The sequence below is a fragment of the Streptomyces sp. NPDC085946 genome (assembly GCF_044540485.1).
In the GTDB taxonomy this organism is placed as follows: Bacteria; Actinomycetota; Actinomycetes; order Streptomycetales; family Streptomycetaceae; genus Streptomyces.
Genome location: NZ_JBITSF010000012.1, coordinates 127,861 through 150,967, shown reverse-complemented (window position 1 = coordinate 150,967; position 23,107 = coordinate 127,861). Strand labels below are relative to the sequence as shown.

The 23,107-nt window shown below is 75.8% G+C and carries 4 protein-coding genes; all 4 read left to right on the top strand.

Features of this window, described 5'->3' with window-relative positions; translation table 11 throughout:
- Positions 1-288: 288 nt before the first annotated feature.
- From ACIF8T_RS23925 to kynU, 4 genes are read left to right on the top strand one after another with little or no spacing between them, the layout of a single operon-like run.
- Complete coding sequence (locus ACIF8T_RS23925; protein WP_400038130.1) at positions 289-8,127, top strand: amino acid adenylation domain-containing protein; 7,839 nt, start codon at positions 289-291, stop codon at positions 8,125-8,127.
- Between the two features lie 2 nt (positions 8,128-8,129).
- Positions 8,130-20,918: an amino acid adenylation domain-containing protein gene (locus tag ACIF8T_RS23920; RefSeq protein WP_400038129.1), complete on the top strand. Its 12,789-nt coding sequence runs from the start codon at positions 8,130-8,132 to the stop codon at positions 20,916-20,918.
- Entirely contained in the window at positions 20,915-21,817 is a 903-nt protein-coding gene (locus ACIF8T_RS23915) for an alpha/beta hydrolase (RefSeq protein ID WP_400038128.1), read from the top strand. The genes ACIF8T_RS23920 and ACIF8T_RS23915 overlap by 4 nt, the downstream gene beginning before the upstream one ends.
- On the top strand, positions 21,814-23,103 hold the full coding sequence (gene kynU, locus ACIF8T_RS23910; RefSeq protein ID WP_400038127.1) for a kynureninase: 1,290 nt from the start codon (positions 21,814-21,816) through the stop codon (positions 23,101-23,103). Before ACIF8T_RS23915 ends, kynU begins: the two co-directional genes overlap by 4 nt.
- Positions 23,104-23,107 lie beyond the last annotated feature (4 nt).

Here is a 23,107-nt window from a genome sequence, read left to right as displayed (position 1 = left end):
CATCCGGCGGCAGCGTCGTCCTGTCCCGCCGGCGGGACACCGCAGCACGCTCCGCACACCCCGGGTGACCTGCTCCTCGGGGCACGGCACGGCCGGCCTCCGCCCATTTCCCCCGCGGGATCGCCGGGCTTGTACCGGGCCCGGGGCGCGGTTACGTTCGGCCGAAGCGAATTCGCTGTACTGATTTCTCGTTCCCCGGCCCGCCCGTACCGGCACGACGCGCCGGCTGATTCGGTTCCCGGGTGGTTCCGCGCTTCCAGTAGGAAATCTCGGAGGTCGTCGATCTTGTTGAACGCCGACACAATGCTGCCCCTGCTGGCAGCGCAGCGTGAGATCTGGTTCGCCGAACAGCGCCTGAGCGACGGCAATTCGGTGTATCAGGTCGGCGAGTACGTCGATGTGCAGGGCGCGTTCGACACGGAGATCTTCGAGCGCGCGCTGCGGTCGGTCGTCGCCGGCCTGGACACTGTGCACAGCCGGTTCCACCAGGACCGCGGCCGGGTCGGGCAGACCATCGAGCCGGACCGCCCGTGGGAGCTGCGCGCCGTCGACCTCTGCGGTGCCGCCGATCCGCAGGCCGAGGCCGACGCGTGGATGCGACGGGAGCTGGCCCGGCCGACCGACCTCACCGACGGTCCGCTGTTCCGCTTCGCGGTGCTGCGCCTCGGCCCGGAACGGCACCTGTGGTACCAGAACTACCACCACATCGCCATGGACGCCTACGGCTCCTCCCTGGTCTCGCGCCGGGTCGCCGAGGTCTACACGGCGCTCGCCGAGGGGCGCGATCCGGGCCCGAACCCGTTCGGCTCGCTGCGCGAACTCGCCGACGAGGACGCCGCGTACCGCTCCGCCCCGGACTTCCGGCAGGACCGCGACTTCTGGCTCGGGCAGCTGGGCGGCCGGCCGGCGCCCTCCCCGCTCGTCAGCCGGTCCCGGGGCGCGGCCGCCGAGTTCCGCGGTGTGACGCGCTGGCTGTCCGAGGAGCGGTTCGACGCCGTGCGCGGGACCGCCCGCGGCGCCCGGGTGCCCTGGCCGGTGGTCGTCACGGCCGCCGCGGCACTCCACGTCCACCGGCAGACCGGGGACGAGAACGTCCTCCTCGCGTTCCCGCTCTCCGCCCGGGCGAGCCAGCTCGCCCGGCAGACCCCCGCGAACCTCGCCAACGTCCTGCCGCTGCCGCTCACCATCCGCCCGGACCTGACCGTCACCGCCCTGCTGGAGCACGTGGCCGAGCAGATGGCCGCGGCCGTGGCACACCAGCGCTATCGCGGGGTGGACCTCCAGCGGGACCTCGGCACGGCCCACGCCACGTCCCTGCTGCCGGTCGTCAACGTCATCTCGCACCCCTACAACCTGCGGTTCGGCGCGGCGCGCGGCACGATGCGCAACCTCTCCTCCGGCCTGGTGGGCAACCTGCTCTTCATGATCTGGGACCGCCGGGACGGGCAGGGCCTCCAGATCGACGTCAACGGCCGGGACGACCTCGGACTGGCCGACCACCGCGACGCGTTCACCGCGACGCTGGAGGCGCTCACCGCCACCGACCCGGCGCGGCCGGTCGGCGGTGTCGGCGGCCCCGCCCCGGCGCCCGAGGCCGCCGCCGCACGGACCACGGCCCGCGGGGACGCGGCCCGTGAGAGCGCGGCGGCCGCCGCCGTCCCCGCTGCGGCCACGCTCCCCGGGCTGTTCGCCGCGCAGGCCGCCGCCACCCCGGACGCCCCGGCGCTCACCGCGGACGGCACCACCTGGTCGTACCGGGAACTCGACGAGCGGTCGAACCGGCTCGCACGCGCCCTCGTCGCACGCGGCATCGGGCCGGAGGACGTCGTCGCGGTCGCCCTGCCCCGCTCCGCGGACCTCGTCCTCGCCCTGCTCGGCGTGCTCAAGTCCGGCGCGGCCTACGTCGCCGTCGACCCCGACTACCCGCCCGCCCGTATCGCGTACATGCTCCAGGACGCGGCACCCGGGCTGCTGATCACCTCCACCGCGACCGGGATCGCCACGGACCGGGACCGTCTGCTCATCGACGCGCCCGAGTTCCTCGCCGACGCGGACGGCCGTGACCCGGGCCCCGTGACCGCCGCCGAACGGCTCCGGCCGCTGGAGCCCGGCTGCGCCGCCTACCTCACCTACACCTCGGGGTCCACGGGCCACCCGAAGGGCGTGATCACCTCCCACGAGAACGTCGTCCGCCTCTTCACCGCCACCCGTGACCGGCTCGGCCTCGGCCGCGACGACGTCTGGACGCTGTTCCACTCGGCCGCCTTCGACTTCTCCGTCTGGGAGATCTGGGGTGCCCTGCTGCACGGCGGCCGGCTGGTCGTCGTCCCCTTCGAGGTGAGCCGCGCCCCGCAGCGGTTCCTGCGGCTGCTCGCCGACGAGCGGGTGACCGTGCTCAGCCAGACGCCCTCGGCGTTCTACCAGCTCATGGCCGCCGACCAGGAGCTGCCCGAGGTGAGCCGCCGGCTGCGGCTGCGCACCGTGGTCTTCGGCGGCGAAGCGCTCCAGCCCGCCCGCCTCGCCGACTGGCGCCGCCGCCACGGCACCGCCGGACCGGCGCTGGTGAACATGTACGGCATCACCGAGACCACGGTCCACGTCACCCACGTCACCCTGGACCCCGAGCCCGGCCCGGACAGCGTCATCGGCGTCCCGCTCGCCGACCTGACGGTCCATCTGCTCGACGAGCGGCTGCGGCCGGTCCCGGTCGGCGCGATCGGCGAGATGTACGTCTCCGGACCCGGCCTGGCCCGCGGCTACCTCGGCCGCCCGGCCCTCACCGCGCAGCGGTTCGTCGCCGGCCCGCACGGGCGGCCCGGCGAGCGCATGTACCGCACCGGCGACCTGGCCCGCCGCGACCCGGCCGGCCGGCTCACCTTCGTCGGACGCTCGGACGACCAGCTCAAGGTCCGCGGCTTCCGGATCGAGCCCGGCGAGATCGAGGCCGCGCTCACCGGGTTCCCCGGCGTGGCGCTCGCGGCGGTCGCCGTGACCGAGGAACGGGAGGACGACCAGCGCCTGGTCGCCTTCGTCGTCGCCGAGGACGGCGCCGACCCCGCGCCGGAGGAGATCAGGGAGGCGGTCCGCGCCCGTCTGCCCGAGTACATGGTGCCCGGCCGGATCGTCCGGACCGACGCGCTGCCGCTCACCGCCAACGGCAAGCTCGACCGCGCCGCCCTGACCGCGGCCGCGGACCCCGCGCGCACCCCCGCCGGCGGCGGGCTCTCCTCCCGGCTCGACATCATGTGCGCGCTCTTCGCGCTCGTGCTCGACGAACCCGAGGTCGGCCCCGACGACGACTTCTTCGACCTCGGCGGCCACTCCGTGCTCGCCACCTCGCTGATCACCCGCATCCGGTCGACGTTCTCCGTCGAGGTGGACCTGCGCGTCCTGTTCGACGACCCGACCCCGCGCGCGGTGACGGCCGCCCTGGACGACGCGGGACTGGCCCGCCCGCGCCTGGTCCGGCGGGAGCGGCCCGCCGAGCTGGAGGCCTCCCACGCCCAGCGCCGGATGTGGTTCCTCCAGCAGATGGACGGCCCCGGCGGCGCCTACCACATCCCCTCGGTGCTGCACATCGACGGCCCCCTGGACGTCACCGCCCTCGGCACCGCCCTCGGGGACGTCCTCGCCCGCCACGAGAGCCTGCGCACCGTCCTCCCGTACCTCGACGGCCGCCTCCTCCAGCAGGTGCTGCCGCCCGCCGCGCCCGCCCTGCGCGCGACCCCCGTCACCGAGGCCGAACTCGACGAACGCCTCGCCGCGGGCGCCCGCCGCCCCTTCGACCTCGCCGTCGAACCGCCGCTGCGCGCCGAGCTGTTCACCACCGGTGCCGACGCGCACGTCCTGCTGCTCGTCCTGCACCACTGCGCCTGCGACGCGCTGTCGATGCGGCTGATCGCCCGTGACCTGGACCGCGCCTACGCCGCCCGCGCCGCCGGCCGCGCGCCGCGGCTCGACCCGGTACCGGTGCGCTACAGCGACTACACGCTCTGGCAGAACGAACTGCTCGCCGCGGACGGCACCGGCGGCGGCCTGCTGGAGACGCAGGTGGCGTACTGGCGCGAGCAACTGGCCGGACTGCCCGAGCAGATCGAGCTGCCCACGGACCGGCCCCGGCCCGCCGTCGCCTCGTACACCGGCGACCACATCACCGTCTCCCTCGACGCCGGACTGCACCGCCGCCTCGTCGACCTGGGCCGGGCCTCGGGCGCCAGCCTGTTCATGGTGCTGCACGCCGGCCTCGCGGCTCTGCTGTCCCGCCTCGGCGCCGGTGACGACATCGCCGTCGGCAGTCCCGTCGCGGGCCGTCTCGACCAGGCGCTGGACGAGGTGGTCGGTGCCTTCGTGAACACCCTCGTCCTGCGCACCGACGTGTCGGGCCGCCCGGCCTTCACCGACCTGCTCCAGCGGGTCCGCGAGACGGCCCTGGCCGCCTACGCCCACCAGGACGTGCCGTTCGAGTACCTCACGGACGTCCTCGCCCCCGAGCGGTCGCTGGCCCGCCACCCCCTGTTCCAGGTGATGCTGGGTCTCCAGGACACCGCTCCCGCCGGTGAGTTCACCCTGCCCGGCCTCACCGTCTCCACCGAGCTGGGCCGCACCGGGACCGCCAAGTTCGACCTCTTCCTCAACCTGGTCGAACGGCACTCGGCCGACGGCACCCCGGCCGGCCTGGACGGCCACGTCGAGTACGCCGCCGACCTGTTCGAACCGGAGACCGTGCGCACCCTGTTCGACCGGTTCGCGCGGCTGCTCGCCGAGGCCGCCGCCGACCCGGACCGCCCCGTCGACCGGATCGACCTGCTCACCTCCGAGGAGCGCGCCCGCCTGCTGGCGGCGGGTGCCCCCGGCACGGCGGACCTGCCCGAGGCGACCGTCACCGGCCTCTTCGCGCGGCAGGCCGGCGCCACCCCGTCCGCGGTCGCCGTCTCGGCGGACGGCCGCGACCTCACCTACGCCGACCTCGACGCGCGCGCCGACCGGTGGGCCCGTGCGCTGGCCGGGCACGGCGTCCGCGCCGGGGACACCGTCGCCGTGGCCCTGCCGCGCTCACCCGAGTTCGTGGTCGCCCTGCTCGCCGTCCTGAAGGCCGGGGCCGCCTACGTCCCGGTCGACCCCCGCTACCCGGCCGCCCAGGTCGCGTCGATGCTCGACGAGACCCGGCCGAGGGCGGTGCTCACCTCCCGCGACACCGACGCCCCCCGCCTGCCGGACACCGCGGCGCCCCGCCTGCTGCCGGACGACCTGGACACGGGGACGGCCCCGGCGGCGCAGGACCCGGCCCCGCCTGCGCCCGTGCCGCACCCGCTCTCCGCCGCCTACGTCATGTACACCTCCGGCTCGACGGGGCGGCCCAAGGGCATCGTGGTGACCCACCGCGACGTCGCCGCCCTGGCGGCCGACCCGCGCTTCGGGGACGGGGTCTGCGCCGACGTCCTGGTGCACTCGCCCGCCGCCTTCGACGCGTCGACGTTCGAGATCTGGGCGCCGCTGCTGCGGGGCGGCCGGCTGATCGTCGCGCCCCCGCACGAGCTGGACGCCGAGGAGTACGCGGACCTGATCGTCCGTCACCGGCCGAGCGCGCTGTGGCTCACCGCCGCGCTGTTCGCCGTCCTCGCCGAGTACCGGCCCGACTGCTTCACCGGCGTCCGCCAGGTGTGGGCGGGCGGCGAGGAGGTCGCGCCGTCGGCGGTCCGCCGGGTGCTGGCCGCCTGCCCGGACACCGTCGTCGTCAACGGCTACGGCCCGACGGAGACCACCACCTTCGCCACCAGCCACGCCGTGCGCGACCTCGCCCCGGACGCCCGCGGCGTGCCGATCGGCCGCCCGCTCGCCGGTGTGCGCGCCTACGTCCTGGACGCCGCCCTGCAACCGCTGCCCCCGGGCGCCACGGGCGAGCTGTACCTGGCCGGCGCCGGGGTCGCCCGCGGCTACCTCGGCCGGCCCGCGCAGACCGCGGAGCGGTTCGTCGCCGACCCGTACGGCCCGGCGGGGGAGCGCATGTACCGCACCGGCGACCTCGCCCGCCGGACCCCGGACGGCGTCCTGGAGTACCGGGGGCGCACCGACCGGCAGGTCAAGCTCCGCGGCTTCCGCGTCGAACCCGGCCAGGTCGAGGCGGTGCTGCGGGAGCACCCCGCCGTCGCCCGGGCCGTGGCCGAGGTCCGCCGCGCGGGCGACGGGCAACCGCGGCTGGTCGCCTACGTCGTCCCGGCGCAGGGCGGACGGCCCACCCGTGACGCGCTGCGCGCCTTCGCCGGGCGCCGCGTGCCGCAGTACCTGGTCCCGCACGAGATCGTCGTCCTCGACGCCCTGCCGGTGACCGCGCACGGCAAGCTGGACCGCGCGGCCCTGCCCGCGGTCACCGCCCGGCCGAGCGGACGCGCCCCCGCCGGACGGGCCGAACACCTGCTGTGCTCGCTCATGGCCCGGGTGCTGGGGCGGGACACGGTCGGCGCGGACGACGACTTCTTCGGCCTCGGCGGTGACAGCATCTGCGCGATCCGGCTGGTGAGCGCCGCCCGCGCCGAGGGACTCGCCTTCACCGTGCGGGACGTGTTCGCGCACCGGACCGCGGCGGAGCTGAGCCGGAGCGCCGGCGCGGCGGACGCCCCCGCGGACGGCGCGGACGACGACACCGGCACCGGCCCGGTCCCGGCCACCCCCATCGTCCACTGGCTGCGCGAACGCGGCGCCCCGGTGGGCCGCTTCGCCCAGTCCCTGCTGCTGTCCTGCCCGCCCGGCCTCTCCGAGGACGCCCTCCGGGCCGCCGTCCGCGCGGTGACCGACACCCACGACGCGCTCCGCCTGAGGCTGGTCGACCGGGACGACTCCTGGACCCTGGAGATCCAGCCGCCCGGACGGGCCGCCGACGCCGACCCCGTGCGCCGCGTCGACGCCACCGGCCTGGGCGAGGACGACCTCGCCGGCCGGGCCCGCGAGGAGGTGTCGGCCGCGGCCGACCGGCTCGACCCGTACGCCGGACGGATCGCGCGGTTCGTCTGGTTCGACCGGGGGCCCGAGGCGCCCGGCCGGCTCCTCCTCGTCGTCCACCACCTGGCCGTCGACGGGGTCTCCTGGCGCATCCTCACCGACGACCTGGTCCAGGCGTACACCCGGGCCGCCGCCGGCCGCACGCCGGACCTGCCGCCGGCCGGCACCTCGCTGCGCCACTGGGCGCGGCGCCTCACCGCGCAGGCCACCCAGCCCCACCGGCTGGCCGAACTGCCCCGCTGGATGGACGTCCTCGCCGCCCCCGACCCCCTGCTGACGCCGAAACCGGCCGACCCCCGGCTCGACCTGGCCGCCGACACCGTCGAGACCGTCACCACGCTCCCGGAGGACGTCGTCGGCCCCCTGCTGACGACCGTCCCGGCCGCCTTCCACTGCGGCGTCGAGGACGTGCTGCTGACCGCGCTCGGACTGGCCGTGGCCGCCTGGCGCCGCGACCGGGGGGACGACACGGCCGACGGCGTGCTCGTCGACGTCGAGGGCCACGGCCGCGAGGACGTCGTCCCGGGCGCCGACGTGTCGCGCACGCTCGGCTGGTTCACCACCCTGCACCCGGTCAGGATCGACCCGGGCCGGGTCGCCTGGGCCGAGGTGACCTCGGGCGCGCCGCGCCTGGGCGACGCCGTCAAACGGGTCAAGGAGCAGGTGTGCGCGGCACCGGACGGCGGCATCGGCTTCGGGCTGCTGCGCCACCTGGCGCCCGGCTGCCGCGAGGTGCTGGCCCGCCTCGGCACCCCGCAGATCGGGTTCAACTACCTCGGGCGGTTCGCCGCCCCCGGTGCCCCGCTGGGCGGCGGACCCGGCTGGGCCATGGCCCCCGAGGCGGTCATGGTGACGGCCACCGACCCCGGCCTGCCCGTCGCGCACGGCCTGGAGGTGCACGCCGTCGTGCACGACGCCCCCGCCGGGTCCCGACTGACGGTCACCTGGACCGGAGCGAGGCGGCTGTGGTCGGACGCCGACCTCACCGACCTAGGCGGGCGGTGGCGGGCCGCCCTCGAAGGCGTCGTCCGGCACGCCCTCTCCCCGGACGCGGGCGGGCACAGCCCTTCCGACTTCCCGCTGGCCGACCTGACCCAGAACGACATCGACGACGTCGAAGCCGCGTGGTGACCATGGTGAAACCGTCCCGTCTGGAAGACATCCTCCCGCTCAGCCCGATGCAGGAAGGGCTGCTGTTCCAGACCGAGTACGACCGGTCCGGACCGGACGTGTACGCCGTGCAGCACACGATCGAGGTCGAGGGCCCGCTCGACGCCGCGCTGCTGCGCGGCTGCGCCCGGGCCCTGATCGACCGGCACGCCGTCCTGCGCACCGGCTTCCGCCGGGCCCGCTCGGGCCGCTCGCTCCAGATCGTGGCCCGTGCCGTGCCGCTGCCGTGGACCGAGTCCGACCTCGGCGACCTGCCGCCCGCGCGGGCGGACGCGGAGGGCGAACGCCTGGCGGCGGCGGACCACGCCGAGCGGTTCGACCTGGCGAAGCCGCCGCTGATCCGCTTCCGCCTGCTGCGCCTCGGCCCCGCGCGCCACCGCCTCGTCGTGACCAGCCACCACATCGTCCTCGACGGCTGGTCCACCCCGGTCCTGCTGCGCGAGCTGTTCACGCTGTACGGCGACGGCGGCGACCCGCGGGCCCTGCCGCCCGTCACGCCGTACAAGGAGTACCTCGACTGGCTCGCACGCCAGGACCGCCGCGCCGCCGGGAAGGCGTGGCGGGCGGCGCTCGCCGGGGTCGACACGGCGACCCGGATCTCCCCGTCCGACCCCCGCTCCCCGCGGCTCCCGGACCGCCTGGTGCGGCCCGCCGACGCCCGGCTCACCGCGGCCCTGGAGGAGACCGCCCGCGGCCTCGGCGTCACCCTCAACACCGTGGTGCAGGCCGCCTGGGGCCTCGTGCTGGCCCGGGCGACCGGCCGCCAGGACGTCGTCTTCGGCGCGATCGCCTCCGGCCGGCCGCCCGAGCTGCCCGGAGTCGAGTCGATGGTCGGCCTGTTCATCGCGATGCTCCCCGTACGGGTGCGGTGGGCGCCGGCCGAGTCGCTGCGCGAGCTGCTGACCCGGTTGCAGGCCGAGCAGTCCGCGCTCGCCGACCACCATCACCTCGGCCTGACCGGCATCCAGCAGGAGGCACCGGTCGCCGACCTCTTCGACACCGCCGTGGTGTTCGAGAACTACCCCTTCGCCGACCGCGCCGCCGACGCGGGCGACGTCCGGTTCCGGCTGGTCCTCGGCGCGAGCCGCGACGCCACCCACTACCCGCTCACCCTGCTCGCCGCTCCGGGCGAGCGGCTCTACCTGCGGCTCGACCATCGCGCCGACGCGGTCGACCGGGCGGCCGCGCAGACCCTGATGGACCGGCTGCACCAGGTGCTGCGCACCCTCGCCGACGATCCCGGCCGCCCGGTCCGCGCGGTCGACGGGCTGCTCGGCCCCGAGCGGCGGCTCGTCCTCGACCGGTGGAACGCGCCGGGCGACGCCGAAGAGGGCGCACCGGACGCCGCCGGCGAGCCGGAGGACGCCGCGAGCCACCTTCCCGGGCTGTTCGAGCGGCAGGCCGCCGCCCACCCGGACGCGATCGCGGTGACCGGTGCCGGGCGGCAGCTCACCTACGCCGAGCTGAACGCCGCGGCCAACCGCCTGGCCCGCGAACTCGTCGCCCACGGCGCCGGCCCGGAGAGCGTCGTCGCGCTCGTCCTGCCCCGTTCGCCGGAGCTGGTGACGGCGGTGCTGGCGGTGCTGAAGGCGGGGGCCGCCTACCTCCCGGTCGACCCCGAACACCCGGCCGCGCGCGTGGCGTCCCTGCTGAGCGACGCCGCTCCGCACCTGGTGCTCACCCATGCCCGCCTCGCCGGCCACCTGCCCGAGGGGCCGCCACGACTCCTCCTCGACGCGCCGGGGACCCGCGCGCGCGTCGCCGGCCGGGCGCCCGGCGACCTGTCCGCCGCCGACCGCACCGCCCCGCTGACCGGCGACCACCCGGTCTACGTCATGTACACCTCGGGCTCCACGGGCACGCCGAAGGCCGTCGTCATGCCCGGAGCGCCCTTGATCAACCTGATGCGCTGGCATCACCGCCGCATCGGGGGAGGGGCCGGCACCCGGGTCGCGCAGTTCACCGCGATCGGCTTCGACGTCTCCGCCCAGGAGATCCTGTCGGCGCTGCTGGCCGGCAAGACGCTGGTGATGCCGGACGACGGGACGCGGCGGGACGCCGCCCGCCTGGCCGCCTGGCTCGACGCCATGGAGATCACCGAGCTGTACGCGCCGAACCTCGTCCTCGACGCGGTCGCCCAGGCCGCCCTGGAGCAGGACCTGGACCTGCCGTGCCTGCGCCACGTGGCCCAGGCCGGGGAGGCGCTGACCCCGTCGGCCGCCCTGCGGGCGTTCTTCGACCGCGTCCCCGGCCGCCGCCTGCACAACCACTACGGACCCACCGAGACACACGTCGTCACCGGTACGACGCTGCCCGCCGAACCCGCCGACTGGCCGGCGGCACCCCCGCTCGGCCGCCCCGTCACGCACACGCGGTGCTACGTCCTCACCGCCGACCTGCGGCCGGTCCCGCCCGGCGTGCCGGGCGAGCTGTACCTGGGCGGCGCGGCCCCGGCCCGCGGATACCTGCGCCGGCCGGGCATGACGGCCGGGCGGTTCGTCGCCGACCCGTTCGGCGGGCCCGGCGCGCGGATGTACCGCACGGGCGACCTCGCCCGCTGGACCGGGCACGGCGAACTGGAGTACCTGGGCCGCGCCGACCACCAGGTCAAGATCCGGGGCTTCCGGGTCGAGCCGGGCGAGGTTGAGGCGGTCCTCGCCCGCCATCCCGGCGTCGGCGGCGTGGCCGTCGTCCCCCGCGCGGACGGCGGACACCAGCGCCTGGTCGGCTACGTCGTACCGGCCCGCGGGGCCGCCGTGCCGGTGGAGGAGCTGCGCGGCCTCGCACAGGACCGCCTCCCCGAGTTCATGGTGCCGTCCGCGTTCGTGCTGCTGGACGCGCTGCCGCTCACCCCGAACGGCAAGCTCGACCGCGCCGCCCTCCCCGAACCCGAGCGGACCGCCGCCCTGGCGCGGACCGGGCGCACCCCGCAGGAGCAGATCGTCTGCGAGCTGTTCGCCCAGGTCCTCGGGCTGCCCCGGGTCGGCGTGACCGAGAGCTTCTTCGACCTCGGCGGGCACTCGCTGACCGCCACCCGGCTGGCCGCCCGCCTGCGCCACACCTTCGGCGCCGAGCTGGGCCTGCGGGACCTGTTCGAGTCGTCCACCCCCGAGGCGGTGGCCGCCCTGCTCGGCACGGCCGGCCCGGCCCGGCCCGCGCTGGCGCGCCGCCCCCGCCCCGAGGTGCTGCCGCTGTCCTACGCCCAGCGCCGGCTGTGGTTCCTGCACAAGATGGAAGGGCCCAGCCCCACCTACAACATCCCGATGCAGCTGCGCCTGACCGGGGAACTCGACCACGCGGCCCTGGAACAGGCGCTCGGCGACCTGGTGACCCGGCACGAGAGCCTGCGGACCGTGTTCCCGGAGGCGGCCGGAGTGCCCTGCCAGCGGGTCCTGCCGCCGCACGAGGCGGCACCGCGGCTGGTCACGACGGCCGTCGGGGACGGCGAACTGCCCGACGCGCTGCGCCGCGGCGCCCGCTGCGCCATCGACCTGATGACCGAACCGCCGCTCCGGGCCCACCTGTTCCGGACGGGACCGCGCGACCACGTGCTCCAGCTGGTGATCCACCACATCGCCGGGGACGGCTGGTCGCTCGCCCCGGTCGCCTCCGACCTGGCCCGCGCCTACGCCGCCCGCACCGCCGGGACGGCACCCGACTGGGACGAACTGCCGGTCCAGTACGCCGACTACACCCTGTGGCAGAACGAGATCCTCGGCGAGCAGCAGGACCCCGGCAGCCTCCTCGCCCGGCAGGTCTCGCACTGGACTGCCCGGCTGGCCGGGCTGCCCGACGAGCTGGCGCTGCCCACCGACCGGCCGCGCCCCGACGTCGCCTCCTACCGGGGCGACTACCTGACGGTGGAATGGGACGCCGATCTGCACCGCGCGCTGGACGCCCTGGCCCGGCGCTGCGGCGCCACCCTCTTCATGGTGCTCCAGGCGGGCCTCGCGGCCCTGCTGTCCCGGCTCGGCGCGGGCCACGACATCCCGATCGGCAGCCCCATCGCCGGCCGCGCCGACCAGGCGCTCGACGACCTCGCGGGCTTCTTCGTCAACACCCTGGTGCTGCGCACCGACACCTCCGGCGAGCCGACCTTCGAGGAACTGGTCCGCCGGGTGCGGGACACCGCGCTGGACGCCTACGCCCACCAGGACGTGCCGTTCGAGTACCTGGTGGAGGTGCTGAACCCGCCCCGCTCCCTGGGCCGCCACCCGCTGTTCCAGGTGATGTTCGCCCTCCAGAACGCGCCCGAGGCGCACTTCCGGCTGCCCGGCCTGGAGGTCGAGGTCTCGTCCGGCCGGACCGGCACCGCCAAGTTCGACCTGTTCTTCAGCATGGCCGAGCACCGGGACGCCACCGGCGCGCCCGCCGGCATCGAGGGCGCCGTAGAGTACGCCACCGACCTGTACGACGCGGACACCGTGCGCGTCCTGTTCCGCCGGTGGACGCGGCTGCTCGCCCGGGCCGCCGCCGACCCCTCCGAGCGGCTCGGCCGGATCGACGTGCTCGACGCGGCCGAGCGGCGCACCCTGCTGCACGACCGCAACGCGACCCGCGCGGAAGGGGAACGGCCCCCGTTCACCGAGCTGTTCGCCCGGCAGGCCGAACGCACACCGCACGCCGCGGCGGTCGTCGCCGACGACGCGGAACTGACCTACGGCGCGCTGCACGAACGGTCGAACCGGCTCGCCCGGCTGCTCGCCCGGCACGGCGCCGGGCCGGGCCGGCTGGTCGCCGTCGCGCTGCCGCGCACGGCCGACCTGGTCGTCGCGCTGCTGGCGATCGCCAAGACCGGCGCCGCCCACGTCCCCCTCGACCCGGCCCACCCGGCCGCGCGGACCGGGCTGATCCTGCGGGAGGCGCGGCCCGCGCTGGTCGTCGGCACCGGGGCGTCGCTGGCGGACCTGCCCGACGCGGGCGGGACCCCGCTGGCCCTGGACGACCCGCGGGTGCGGGCCGCCGTCGCCGCGATGCCCGGCGAGGCCCCGGACGTACGGCCCGGACCGTCGGACGCGGCGTACGTCATCTTCACCTCCGGGTCCACCGGCCGCCCCAAGGGCGTCGTCGTGGAGCACGGCGCGCTGACCAACCTCCTGCTCGGCATGGCCGGCCTCGTGCCGATGGGCTCCGAGGACGCGCTGCTCGCGGTGACGACGGTCGCCTTCGACATCGCCGCCCTGGAGCTGTTCCTGCCGCTGGTCCGCGGCGCACGCGTGGTGCTCGCGGCCGAGGAGACCGTCGCCCGGCCCGCCGCCCTGGCGGAGCTGATCCGGCGGACCGGGGTCACCGTGGTCCAGGCGACGCCGTCCTGGTGGCAGATGGTCGCCGCGCACGACCTCGAAGCGCTGCGCGGCCTGCGCGTGCTGGTCGGCGGCGAGGCGCTGCCGGAGCCGCTGGCCGCCCGCCTGCGCGAGACCGGCCGCGAGGTGCTCAACGTCTACGGCCCGACCGAGACGACGATCTGGTCCACCGCCGCCGCCCTGTCCGGCCGCACCGACACCGTCATCGGCCGCCCGATCCGCAACACCCGGGTCTACGTACTGGACACGGCCCTGCGCCCGGTGCCCCCCGGCACGCTCGGCGAGCTGTACCTCGCCGGCGACGGACTGGCCCGCGGCTACCTCGGCCGGCCGTCCCTGACCGCCGGACGCTTCACCGCGGACCCCTACGGCCCCGCCGGAACCCGCATGTACCGCACCGGCGACCTGGTCCGCTGGACCGCCGACGGCCACCTGGAGTTCGCCGGCCGGGCCGACCACCAGGTCAAGCTCCGCGGCTTCCGCATCGAACTCGGCGAGGTCGAGTCGGTGCTCGCCGCCCACCCCGAGGTCGCCCGGGCGGCGGCCGTCGTCCGCGAGGACCGGCCGGGCGACCGGCGCCTGGTGGCCTACGTCGTGCCGGACGCCGGCGGCGCCTCGCCGGACACCGGCCGGGACCGGGAGCACGACCAGATCGACGCCTGGCGGGACCTGTACGACACGGTCTACGCCGGCTCCGGCCCGGTGCCCCTCGGCGAGGACTTCGCGAGCTGGAACAGCAGCTACGACGGCCGTCCCCTGCCGCTCGACGAGATGCGCGAGTGGCGTGACCGCACGGTGGACCGCATCCGCGAACTGCGGCCCCGGCGCGTGCTGGAGATCGGCGTCGGCACCGGCCTGCTGCTGTCCCGGCTCGCCGCCGACTGCGAGACCTACTGGGGCACGGACATCTCCCCGTCGGTGATCGACACCCTGCGCGGCCAGACGGCCGCCGACCCGGAACTCGCCGAGCGGGTCCGCCTGTCGGTGCGGCCGGCCCACGACACCGAGGGCCTGCCCGAGGAGCACTTCGACGTCGTCGTCCTCAACTCGGTGATCCAGTACTTCCCGCACGCCGACTACCTCGAACGCGTGATCGGCGGCGTCCTGCGGCTGCTCGCCCCGGGCGGCGCGGTCTTCCTCGGCGACGTACGCGACCTGCGGCTGCAACGCACCTTCGTCACCGGCGTGCAGGCCGCCCGCGGGCGTACCGGCGACAACCCCGACGAGCTGCGCCGGGCCGTCGAGCACGGCGTGATCCTGGAGAAGGAACTCCTGGTCGACCCCGACTTCTTCACCGCGCTCCAGCACCGGCTGCCCGAACTGACCGCCCACACCGTCCAGGTCAAGCGGGGCCGGGCGCACAACGAGATGACCCGCTACCGGTACGACGTCGTGCTGCGCAAGCGGGGCGCCCCGGTCCACGAGATCACCGGGACCGCACAGCGGCCCTGGCCCGCCGACGGCACGGCCGGGCTGGCCGCGCTGCTCGGCGGCGAACGGCCCGCCGCGGTACGCGTCACCGGCATCCCGAACGGCCGGATCGCCGCCGAGGCGGCCCTCGCGCAGGCGGTGCGGGACGGCGTCCGGCCGCCCGCCGCACCGGCCGCCGGCGGTGTCGAACCGGAGGACCTGTACGACCTGGCGGCCGCCCACGGCTACCGGGTGTGGGTGACCTGGTCGGCGTCCGACCCGAACGCCCTGGAGGCCGTCTTCGCCGACCCCGGAGCCGTCCCCGCCGCACACCCGGCGTCCGGGCCGCCGGCCGGCCTCTACCGGCCCGCCGTCTCCCCGTCCTCCCGGGCCCGCCTGTCGTCGTTCACCAACAGCCCGCTGACCGCGCGCGACACCGGCGCCCTCATCACCCGGCTGCGCGAGCACCTGCGCGCACGGCTCCCCGACTACATGGTGCCGTCGGCGTTCGTCCCGCTGAACGCCCTTCCGCTGACCCCCAACCGCAAACTGGACCGCACGGCGCTGCCCGCGCCGGACATCGTCGTCAGCGGCTCCTCCCGCGCGGCGCGCACCCCGCAGGAGCACATCGTGTGCGACCTGTTCGCGCAGGTCCTCGGCCTCGCGCGGGTCGGCGTGCACGACGGCTTCTTCGACCTCGGCGGCCACTCGCTGCTCGCCACCCAGCTCATCGCCCGGCTGCGCGCCGTGTTCGGCGTCGAACTGCCGCTGCGCGTCCTGTTCGAGGCTTCCACCCCGGCCGGGGTGGCCGCCCGGCTCGACGAGGGCGGCGCAGCCCGCCCCGCCCTCGGACGCCGGCCGCGCCCGGAGGTGCTGCCCCTGTCGTACGCCCAGCGCCGCCTGTGGTTCATCCACCAGATGGAAGGCCTGGGCGGGATGTACAACATCCCGCTCGGCCTCCGGCTGACCGGCACGCTGGACCGCTCGGCCCTCCAGGCCGCGCTGGGCGACGTCGTCGCCCGGCACGAGAGCCTGCGCACGGTCTTCCCGGACGACGGGGGAGTGCCGCGCCAGGCGATCCTCGCCCCCGAGTCGGCGAAGCTGGTCCTGCACGACCGGGCGGTCACCGAACAGGACCTGCCGACCGCGCTGGAGCGGGCCGCGCGCTACCCGTTCGACCTCGCGACGGAACCCCCGGTCCGCGCCGACCTGTTCCGGCTCGCCCCCGACGAGCACGTCCTGCTGCTGGTGGTGCACCACATCGCCGGGGACGGCTGGTCGCTCGGCCCGCTCGCTGGCGACCTGGCCCGCGCCTACGCCGCCCGCACGGCCGGGACGGAGCCCGACTGGGCGGAACTGCCGGTCCAGTACGCCGACTACACGCTGTGGCAGAACGAGCTGCTGGGCGACCACGACGACGCCGGCAGCCTGCTCGCCCGCCAGCTCGCCTACTGGACACGCCAGCTGGCCGGCGCCCCGGCTGCACTGGAGCTGCCCACGGACCGGCCCCGGCCGCCGGTGGCCTCCTACCGGGGCGACCACGTCACCGTGCGGATCCCGGCCGCGCTCCACGAGCGGCTGGCCGACCTCGCGCGGCAGACCGGCACGACCCTGTTCATGGTGCTCCAGGCGGGCCTGTCCGCCCTGCTGCACCGGCTCGGCGCCGGCACCGACATCGTCACCGGCAGCCCGATCGCCGGACGCACCGACCAGACCCTGGACGAGCTGATCGGCTTCTTCGTCAACACCCTGGTGCTGCGCACCGACCTGTCCGGCGACCCCACCTTCGAGGAACTGGTGGCCCGGGTCCGGGAGACCGCGCTGGCCGCCTACGCCCACCAGGACGTGCCGTTCGAGTACCTGGTGGAGAAGCTGAACCCGCCGCGCTCACTGGGCCGGCACCCCTTCTTCGGCGTGATGTTCGCCCTCCAGAACGCCTCCGGGGGCACCTTCCGGCTGCCCGGCCTCGGCGTGGAGATCGCCCACGGACGCACCGGCACCGCCAAGTTCGACCTGTTCTTCAGCCTCGCCGAACAGCGCGGCGCGCAGGGCACGGCCGACGGGATCGCCGGTGTCGTCGAGTTCGCCAGTGACCTCTACGACGCCGCGACCGTACGCGACCTCTTCGCCCGCTGGGTACGGCTCCTGGAGTCGGCGGTGGCCGGCCCGCGCCGGCCGGTGAGCGGGCTGGACCTGCTGGCCGCGCACGAACGGCACGAGATGCTCGCCGCCGCGTCCGGGCCCGCCCTGCCCACCCGCCCGGCCGGACTGCCCGCGCTGTTCGCCGCCCGGGCGGCGGCCACCCCCGACGCCGTCGCGGTGGCCGACGACGACACCGCCGTCACCTACGCGGAACTCGACGCCTGGTCCGCGCGGCTGGCCGCCGTGCTGGCCGACCGGGGCGTCACCCGGGGCAGCACGGTCGCCCTGCTCATGCAGCGCTCGCCCGCCCTGGTCGCCGCCGTCCTCGCGGTGCTGCGCGCGGGCGCGGCCTACGTCCCGCTCGATTCCCGCTACCCCGCCTCCCGCCGGCGCCTCGTCCTGGCGGAGACCGGCAGCACGCTGCTCCTGACGGACCCCGCCTCCCGGGCGGACCTGGACGACCACGGGACCCCGCTGCTCGTGCTCGACTCGCGGCCGGACCACTGTGCCGCGCCCGCACCGCCCCCGGTGGAGACCGATAGCGACGACGCGGCGTACATCATGTACACCTCCGGCTCGACGGGACGCCCGAAGGGCGTGGTCGTCACCCACCGCAACATCGCCGACTTCGTCGCCGACCCCTGCTGGCACGGCGGAGCGCAGCGCCGGGTGCTGCTGCACTCGCCGCTCGCCTTCGACCTGTCGACGTACGAGCTGTGGGTGCCGCTGCTCACCGGCGGACGCGTCGAGCTGGCCCCGCCCGGCGACCTCGACGCGCACACCCTCGCCGAGGTCGTCACGCGCCGGCGGATCACCTCCCTGTGGCTGACCAGCTCGCTGTTCAACCTGATGGCCGACCTGGAGCCGGACTGCTTCGCCGGCGTCGAGCAGGTGTGGGCCGGTGGCGAACCGGTGTCCGTCGCCTCCGTGCGGCGGCTGCTGGAGGCCCACCCCCGGCTGCTCGTGGTCGACGGCTACGGCCCCACCGAGGCGACCACCTTCGCCAGCTACCACCCCGTGCCCGCCGCCGACGCCGCCGCCCTCGGCACGTCGGTGCCGATCGGACGGCCGATGGCGAACATGGGCACCTACGTGCTCGACGCCGCGCTGCGGCCCGTACCGCCGGGCGTGGTCGGCGAGCTGTACCTGGCCGGGACCGGTGTCGCCCGCGGCTACCTGGAGCGCCCCGGACTGACCGCCGAGCGGTTCGTCGCCTGCCCCTTCGGACCGCCCGGCCTGCGCATGTACCGCACCGGCGACCTCGCCCGCTGGACCCCGGACCACGTCCTGGAGTACGCCGGCCGCGTCGACCAGCAGGTCAAGCTCCGCGGCTTCCGCATCGAGCCCGGGGAGGTCGAGGCCGTCCTGCTCGACCACCCCGGCGTGGCGCAGGCCGCGGCGGTGCTGCGCCGTGACCTCGCCGAGGAGGCCCAGCTCGTCGCCTACGTCGTGCCCGGCACCACCGGACGGGACCGGCGGGCGGAGGCCGAACAGGTCGGCGAGTGGCTCCAGGTCCACGACTCCCTGTACGGGGCCGAGCGGGACGAGGCCCTCGGCGAGGACTTCACCGGCTGGGTCAGCAGCTACGACGGGCAGCCCATCGCCGGGTACGCCATGCGCGAGTGGCGTGAGCGGACCGTCGAGCGCATCCGCGAGCTGAACCCCCGCCGGGTCCTGGAGATCGGCGCCGGCACCGGTCTGCTGCTCGCCCGCCTGGCCCCCGACGCCGAGGAGTACACGGCCACCGACTTCTCGCCCGCGGTCGTCGAGGCGCTGTGGCGCCGGGTGGCGGCCGATCCCGCCCTGGCCGCCCGGGTGCGTCTGCGGACCCGGGCCGCCCACGAACTCGCCGGGCTGCCCGAGGGGCACTTCGACACGGTCGTCGTCAACTCGGTGGTCCAGTACTTCCCGAACGCCGACTACCTGACCGACGTCCTCGGCACGGCCCTGCGGCTGCTCGCTCCCGGCGGTTCCGTCTTCGTCGGCGACGTGCGCAACCTGCGGCTGCTGGACGCCTTCGCCGCCGGGGTCCAGGCCGCCCGCACCGGCACGCACGACCTGGCCGCGCTGCGCGACGCCGTCGCCCAGACCATCCGGCTGGAGAACGAACTCCTCGTCGACCCCGGCTACTTCACGGCCCTGCGGGAGAGGCTGCCGGACCTGGACGCGGTGTCCGTACGCCTCAAGCGCGGCCGCCACGACACCGAACTCACCCGCTTCCGCTACGACGTGGTCCTGCGCAAGCGCGACGGCCGCCCCGCTCCCGGCCTCGCCCCGCAGACCGTGGAGTGGACAGCCGTCGCCGGGCGGGCGGCGGTGGCCGGGCGGCTGGCGTCCGCCCGGCCCGCGGCCCTGGTCGTCAAGAACGTGCCCAACCCCCGGGTCGCCGCCGACGTGGCCCTCGCGGGCGCCCTGCGCACCGGCGAGCCGGCCCCCGTCCCCGCCGCCGACGCCACCGTCGACGACTGGTACGACCTGGGGGAGCGGCTGTCGTACCGGACCGCCGTCACCTGGTCGGACACCGCCCGCGACCGCGTCGACGTGGTCTTCGCCGACGCCGCGGTCCTGCCCGGCGTCCCCGACCCGCTGCCCGCCGTCGTGGGCTCCGCGCCGCCCGCGGCGGGCGCACCGGAACCGGCGGCGCGCTTCACCAACGACCCGACCGCGGCCCGCGGCGACACCGCCCTGGTGACGTCGCTACGCGAGTTCGCCCAGGAGCGGCTGCCCGCCTTCATGGTGCCGTCGGTGTTCGTCCCCCTGGAGGCGCTGCCGCTCACCCCGAACGGAAAGCTCGACCGGGCCGCCCTGCCCCGGCACACCCCGGGCGCCGGCGCCGCCGCCCGGGCCCCGCGCACCCCGCACGAGCAGGTCATGTGCGAACTCTTCGCCGAACTGCTCGGCATTCCCTCCGTCGGGCTGGACGGCAACTTCTTCGACCTCGGCGGACACTCCCTGCTCGCCACCCGGCTCATCGCCCGGATCAAGACGGCCTTCGGCGTGGACGTCGGCCTGCGCACCCTGTTCGAGTCGCCGACCCCGGCCGGGATCGCGGCCCGCCTGGACATGGACGACGTCGGCAGCGGTTACGACATCGTCCTGCCGCTGCGCGCCACCGGCAACGAGCCGCCGCTGTTCTGCGTGCACCCCGGCGGCGGCATCGGCTGGTCCTACATGGGCCTGATCCGCCACCTCGACCCGGACATCCCCGTCTACGCGGTGCAGGCCCGGGGACTGGCCCGGCCGGAGGACGACCTCCCGGCCGACATGGCGCAGATGGCCGCCGACTACGCGGACCACCTGGAGGCCGCCTTCCCCGGCGGGCCGTACCGCGTCCTGGGCTGGTCGTTCGGCGGACTCGCGGCGCACGCCCTCGCCACCGAGCTGCAACGGCGCGGCCGGACGGTGCAGTCGCTGACCGTCGTCGACGTCCACCCCGGCTGGCTGGGCCTCACCCACGACGACGTACCACCCCTGGACGACCGGAACATGCGCCCCCACCTGGAGTACCTGATGCGGCTCGTCGGCCTCGACCCCGACCTGTTCGACGCGGAGGTGTTCGTCTTCGACGAGGTCATGAAACTGCTGCGCGAGCGCGGCAGCGCCCTGGGAGCCCTGGACGAGGACCGGCTGCGCTCGATCATGGCGATCTCCGCCAACAACAACCACCTGATGATCGACTACCGGCCCGCGGTGTACGACGGGGACATCCTGCTCCTCGCCGCCACCGACCAGCAGAAGCCCGAGGCCACCGCCGCCGCCTGGCGCCCGTACCTCACCGGAGAGGTCCGCACCCACGTCGTCCCCGGCGACCACGGCACCCTGCTGTCCCGCCCGGGCTCGCTCACCCGGGTCGGCGCCCTCCTCTCCGAGGCCCTGCGCGGAACGGGCGTGTCATGACCGACCGGACACCCCCGGCCGGGGCCCGGCTGGACCGCGAGTACTCGCCGAGCCACCTGGTGCCGAGCCTGCGGCACTACCTCGACGCATACGCCGCCCGCAGCGCCGAGGCCCGCCGCGCCCCCGGCGTACGCACCGGGCTGCGCTACGGCCCGGGCTCCGCCGAGAAGCTCGACTTCTGGCCCGCGCGACCGGGACCGGCCCCGGTCCAGATCTTCGTGCACGGCGGCAACTGGCAGGAACTGACCGAGCGCAGCTCGGCGTTCGCGGCGCTCCCCTTCCGCCGGGCCGGCGCCGCGTTCGCCGCCGTCGGGTACGGGCTCGCCCCGGCAACCCCGCTGGACGAGATCGTGGCCAGCGTGCGCCGGTGCGTGTGCTGGATCCACGAGCACGCCGCCGACCTCGGCGTCGACCCGCGGCGGCTGTACCTCAGCGGCACCTCCGCCGGCGCCCATCTCGCCGCGATGGCGCTCGTCCCGGCCGGCCCGCGCGAGCCCGCGGCGGCCGGGCTGCTGGCCGGCGCCGCCCTGCTCAGCGGGATCTACGACCTCGAACCGGTCAGCCGCTCCTACGTCAACGAGGCGCTGAGGCTGGACGCCGACGCGGTCCGCCGCAACAGCCCGCCCGCACTGCTGCCGGACGAGCTGCCCCCGGTCGTCCTGGCCCGCGGCGGCGTCGAGACCCGGGAGTACGTGCGCCAGCACGACCTGATGGCCGACGCCCTGCGCCGCCGCGGCGCCCTCGTGGCGAACGTCGTGGAAGACCGCCGCAACCACTTCGACCTGCCGTACGACCTCGCCGACCCGGCGACGCCGCTCGGCCGCGCGGTCCTGGCACAGATGCGGCTCCCCGACGGCCGGGGCGGCCGCGACGACCGATCCGCGGAGGCGACCGCATGACGACGGACACGCTCACCTCGCCGGCGAGCCGCTTCGACGGCACTCGCGAGGAAGCCGAACGGTACGACCGGACCGACCCGCTCGGATTCCTGCGCGACCGGTTCGTGCACGCCGAGCCCGACCTGCTCTACCTGGACGGCAACTCGCTCGGACGGCTGCCCGCCGACACCCCGGAGTTCGTCGCCGACGTGATCCGGGGCGGCTGGGGCCGCGGCCTGATCCGCTCCTGGAACGACTGGATCGACTGGAACCGGCAGATCGGCGACCGGCTCGCGGAGCACGTCCTCGGCGCCCGCCCGGGCGAGGTGGTGCTCTCGGACTCGACCACCGTCAACCTGTACAAGCTGGCCTGGGCGGCGCTCGACCACGCCCCCGGCCGGCGCGCCCTCGTGGTGGACGCCGACGACTTCCCCACCAACCGGTACGTCGCCCAGGGCCTGGCCCGCCAGCGCGGCCTGGAGCTGCGCGTCGTCCACTCCGACATGGACCGGGGCCTGGACCTGGAGGGCCTGCGGGCCGCACTCGACGATCAGGTGGCGCTGGTCGTCCTGTCGCACGTGGCCTACCGCAGCGGGGCGCTGGCCGACATGGCCGCGGTCAACGCCCTGGCCCGGGAGGCCGGGGCACTGGTGCTGTGGGACCTGTCGCACGCCGCCGGGGCGGTCCCGGTCCGGCTCACCGAGGACGGCGCGGATCTCGCGGTCGGCTGCACCTACAAGTACCTCAACGGCGGCCCCGGCTCACCCGCCTTCCTCTATGTCCGCCGCTCGCTCCAGCGGCGGCTGCGGCAGCCGATCCAGGGCTGGTTCGGGCAGCGCGACCAGTTCGCCATGGGGCCCGACTTCGACCCCGTCGAGACGGTCGACCGGTTCCTGACGGGCACGCCGCCGATGCTCTCCGCCGCCGCGCTCGTGCCCGCGCTCGCCCTGACCGAGGAAGCGGGGGTCGACCGGCTGCGGGCCAAGGGGCGGCTGCTCGGCGAGCTGGCCGTGGACCTCGCGGCCCGCCGGCTCGCGCCCCTGGGCTTCCGCCTGGCCTCGCCCGAGGACCCGGACCGGCGCGGCTCGCACGTCACCCTGTGGCACCGGGACGCCTGGCGGATCTGCCGGGCGCTGGCCGACGAGGGCGTCGTCTGCGACTACCGGGAACCGGACCGGCTGCGCATCGGACCGTCCCCGGCGTACACCCGTTTCACCGACGTGTGGGACGCCCTGGAACGCACCAGGCGCCTGGTGGAGAGCGGCCGGCACACCCGGCTGCCGCGTGCGAAGGCACGCATCACCTGACGCC

Bases quoted from the DNA above. Each gene is read 5' to 3' on its own strand.
- ACIF8T_RS23920 (WP_400038129.1), top strand. From the start codon at position 8,130: ATGGTGAAACCGTCCCGTCTGGAAGACATCCTCCCGCTCAGCCCGATG.
- ACIF8T_RS23915 (WP_400038128.1), top strand. From the start codon at position 20,915: ATGACCGACCGGACACCCCCGGCCGGGGCCCGGCTGGACCGCGAGTAC.
- kynU (WP_400038127.1), top strand. From the start codon at position 21,814: ATGACGACGGACACGCTCACCTCGCCGGCGAGCCGCTTCGACGGCACT.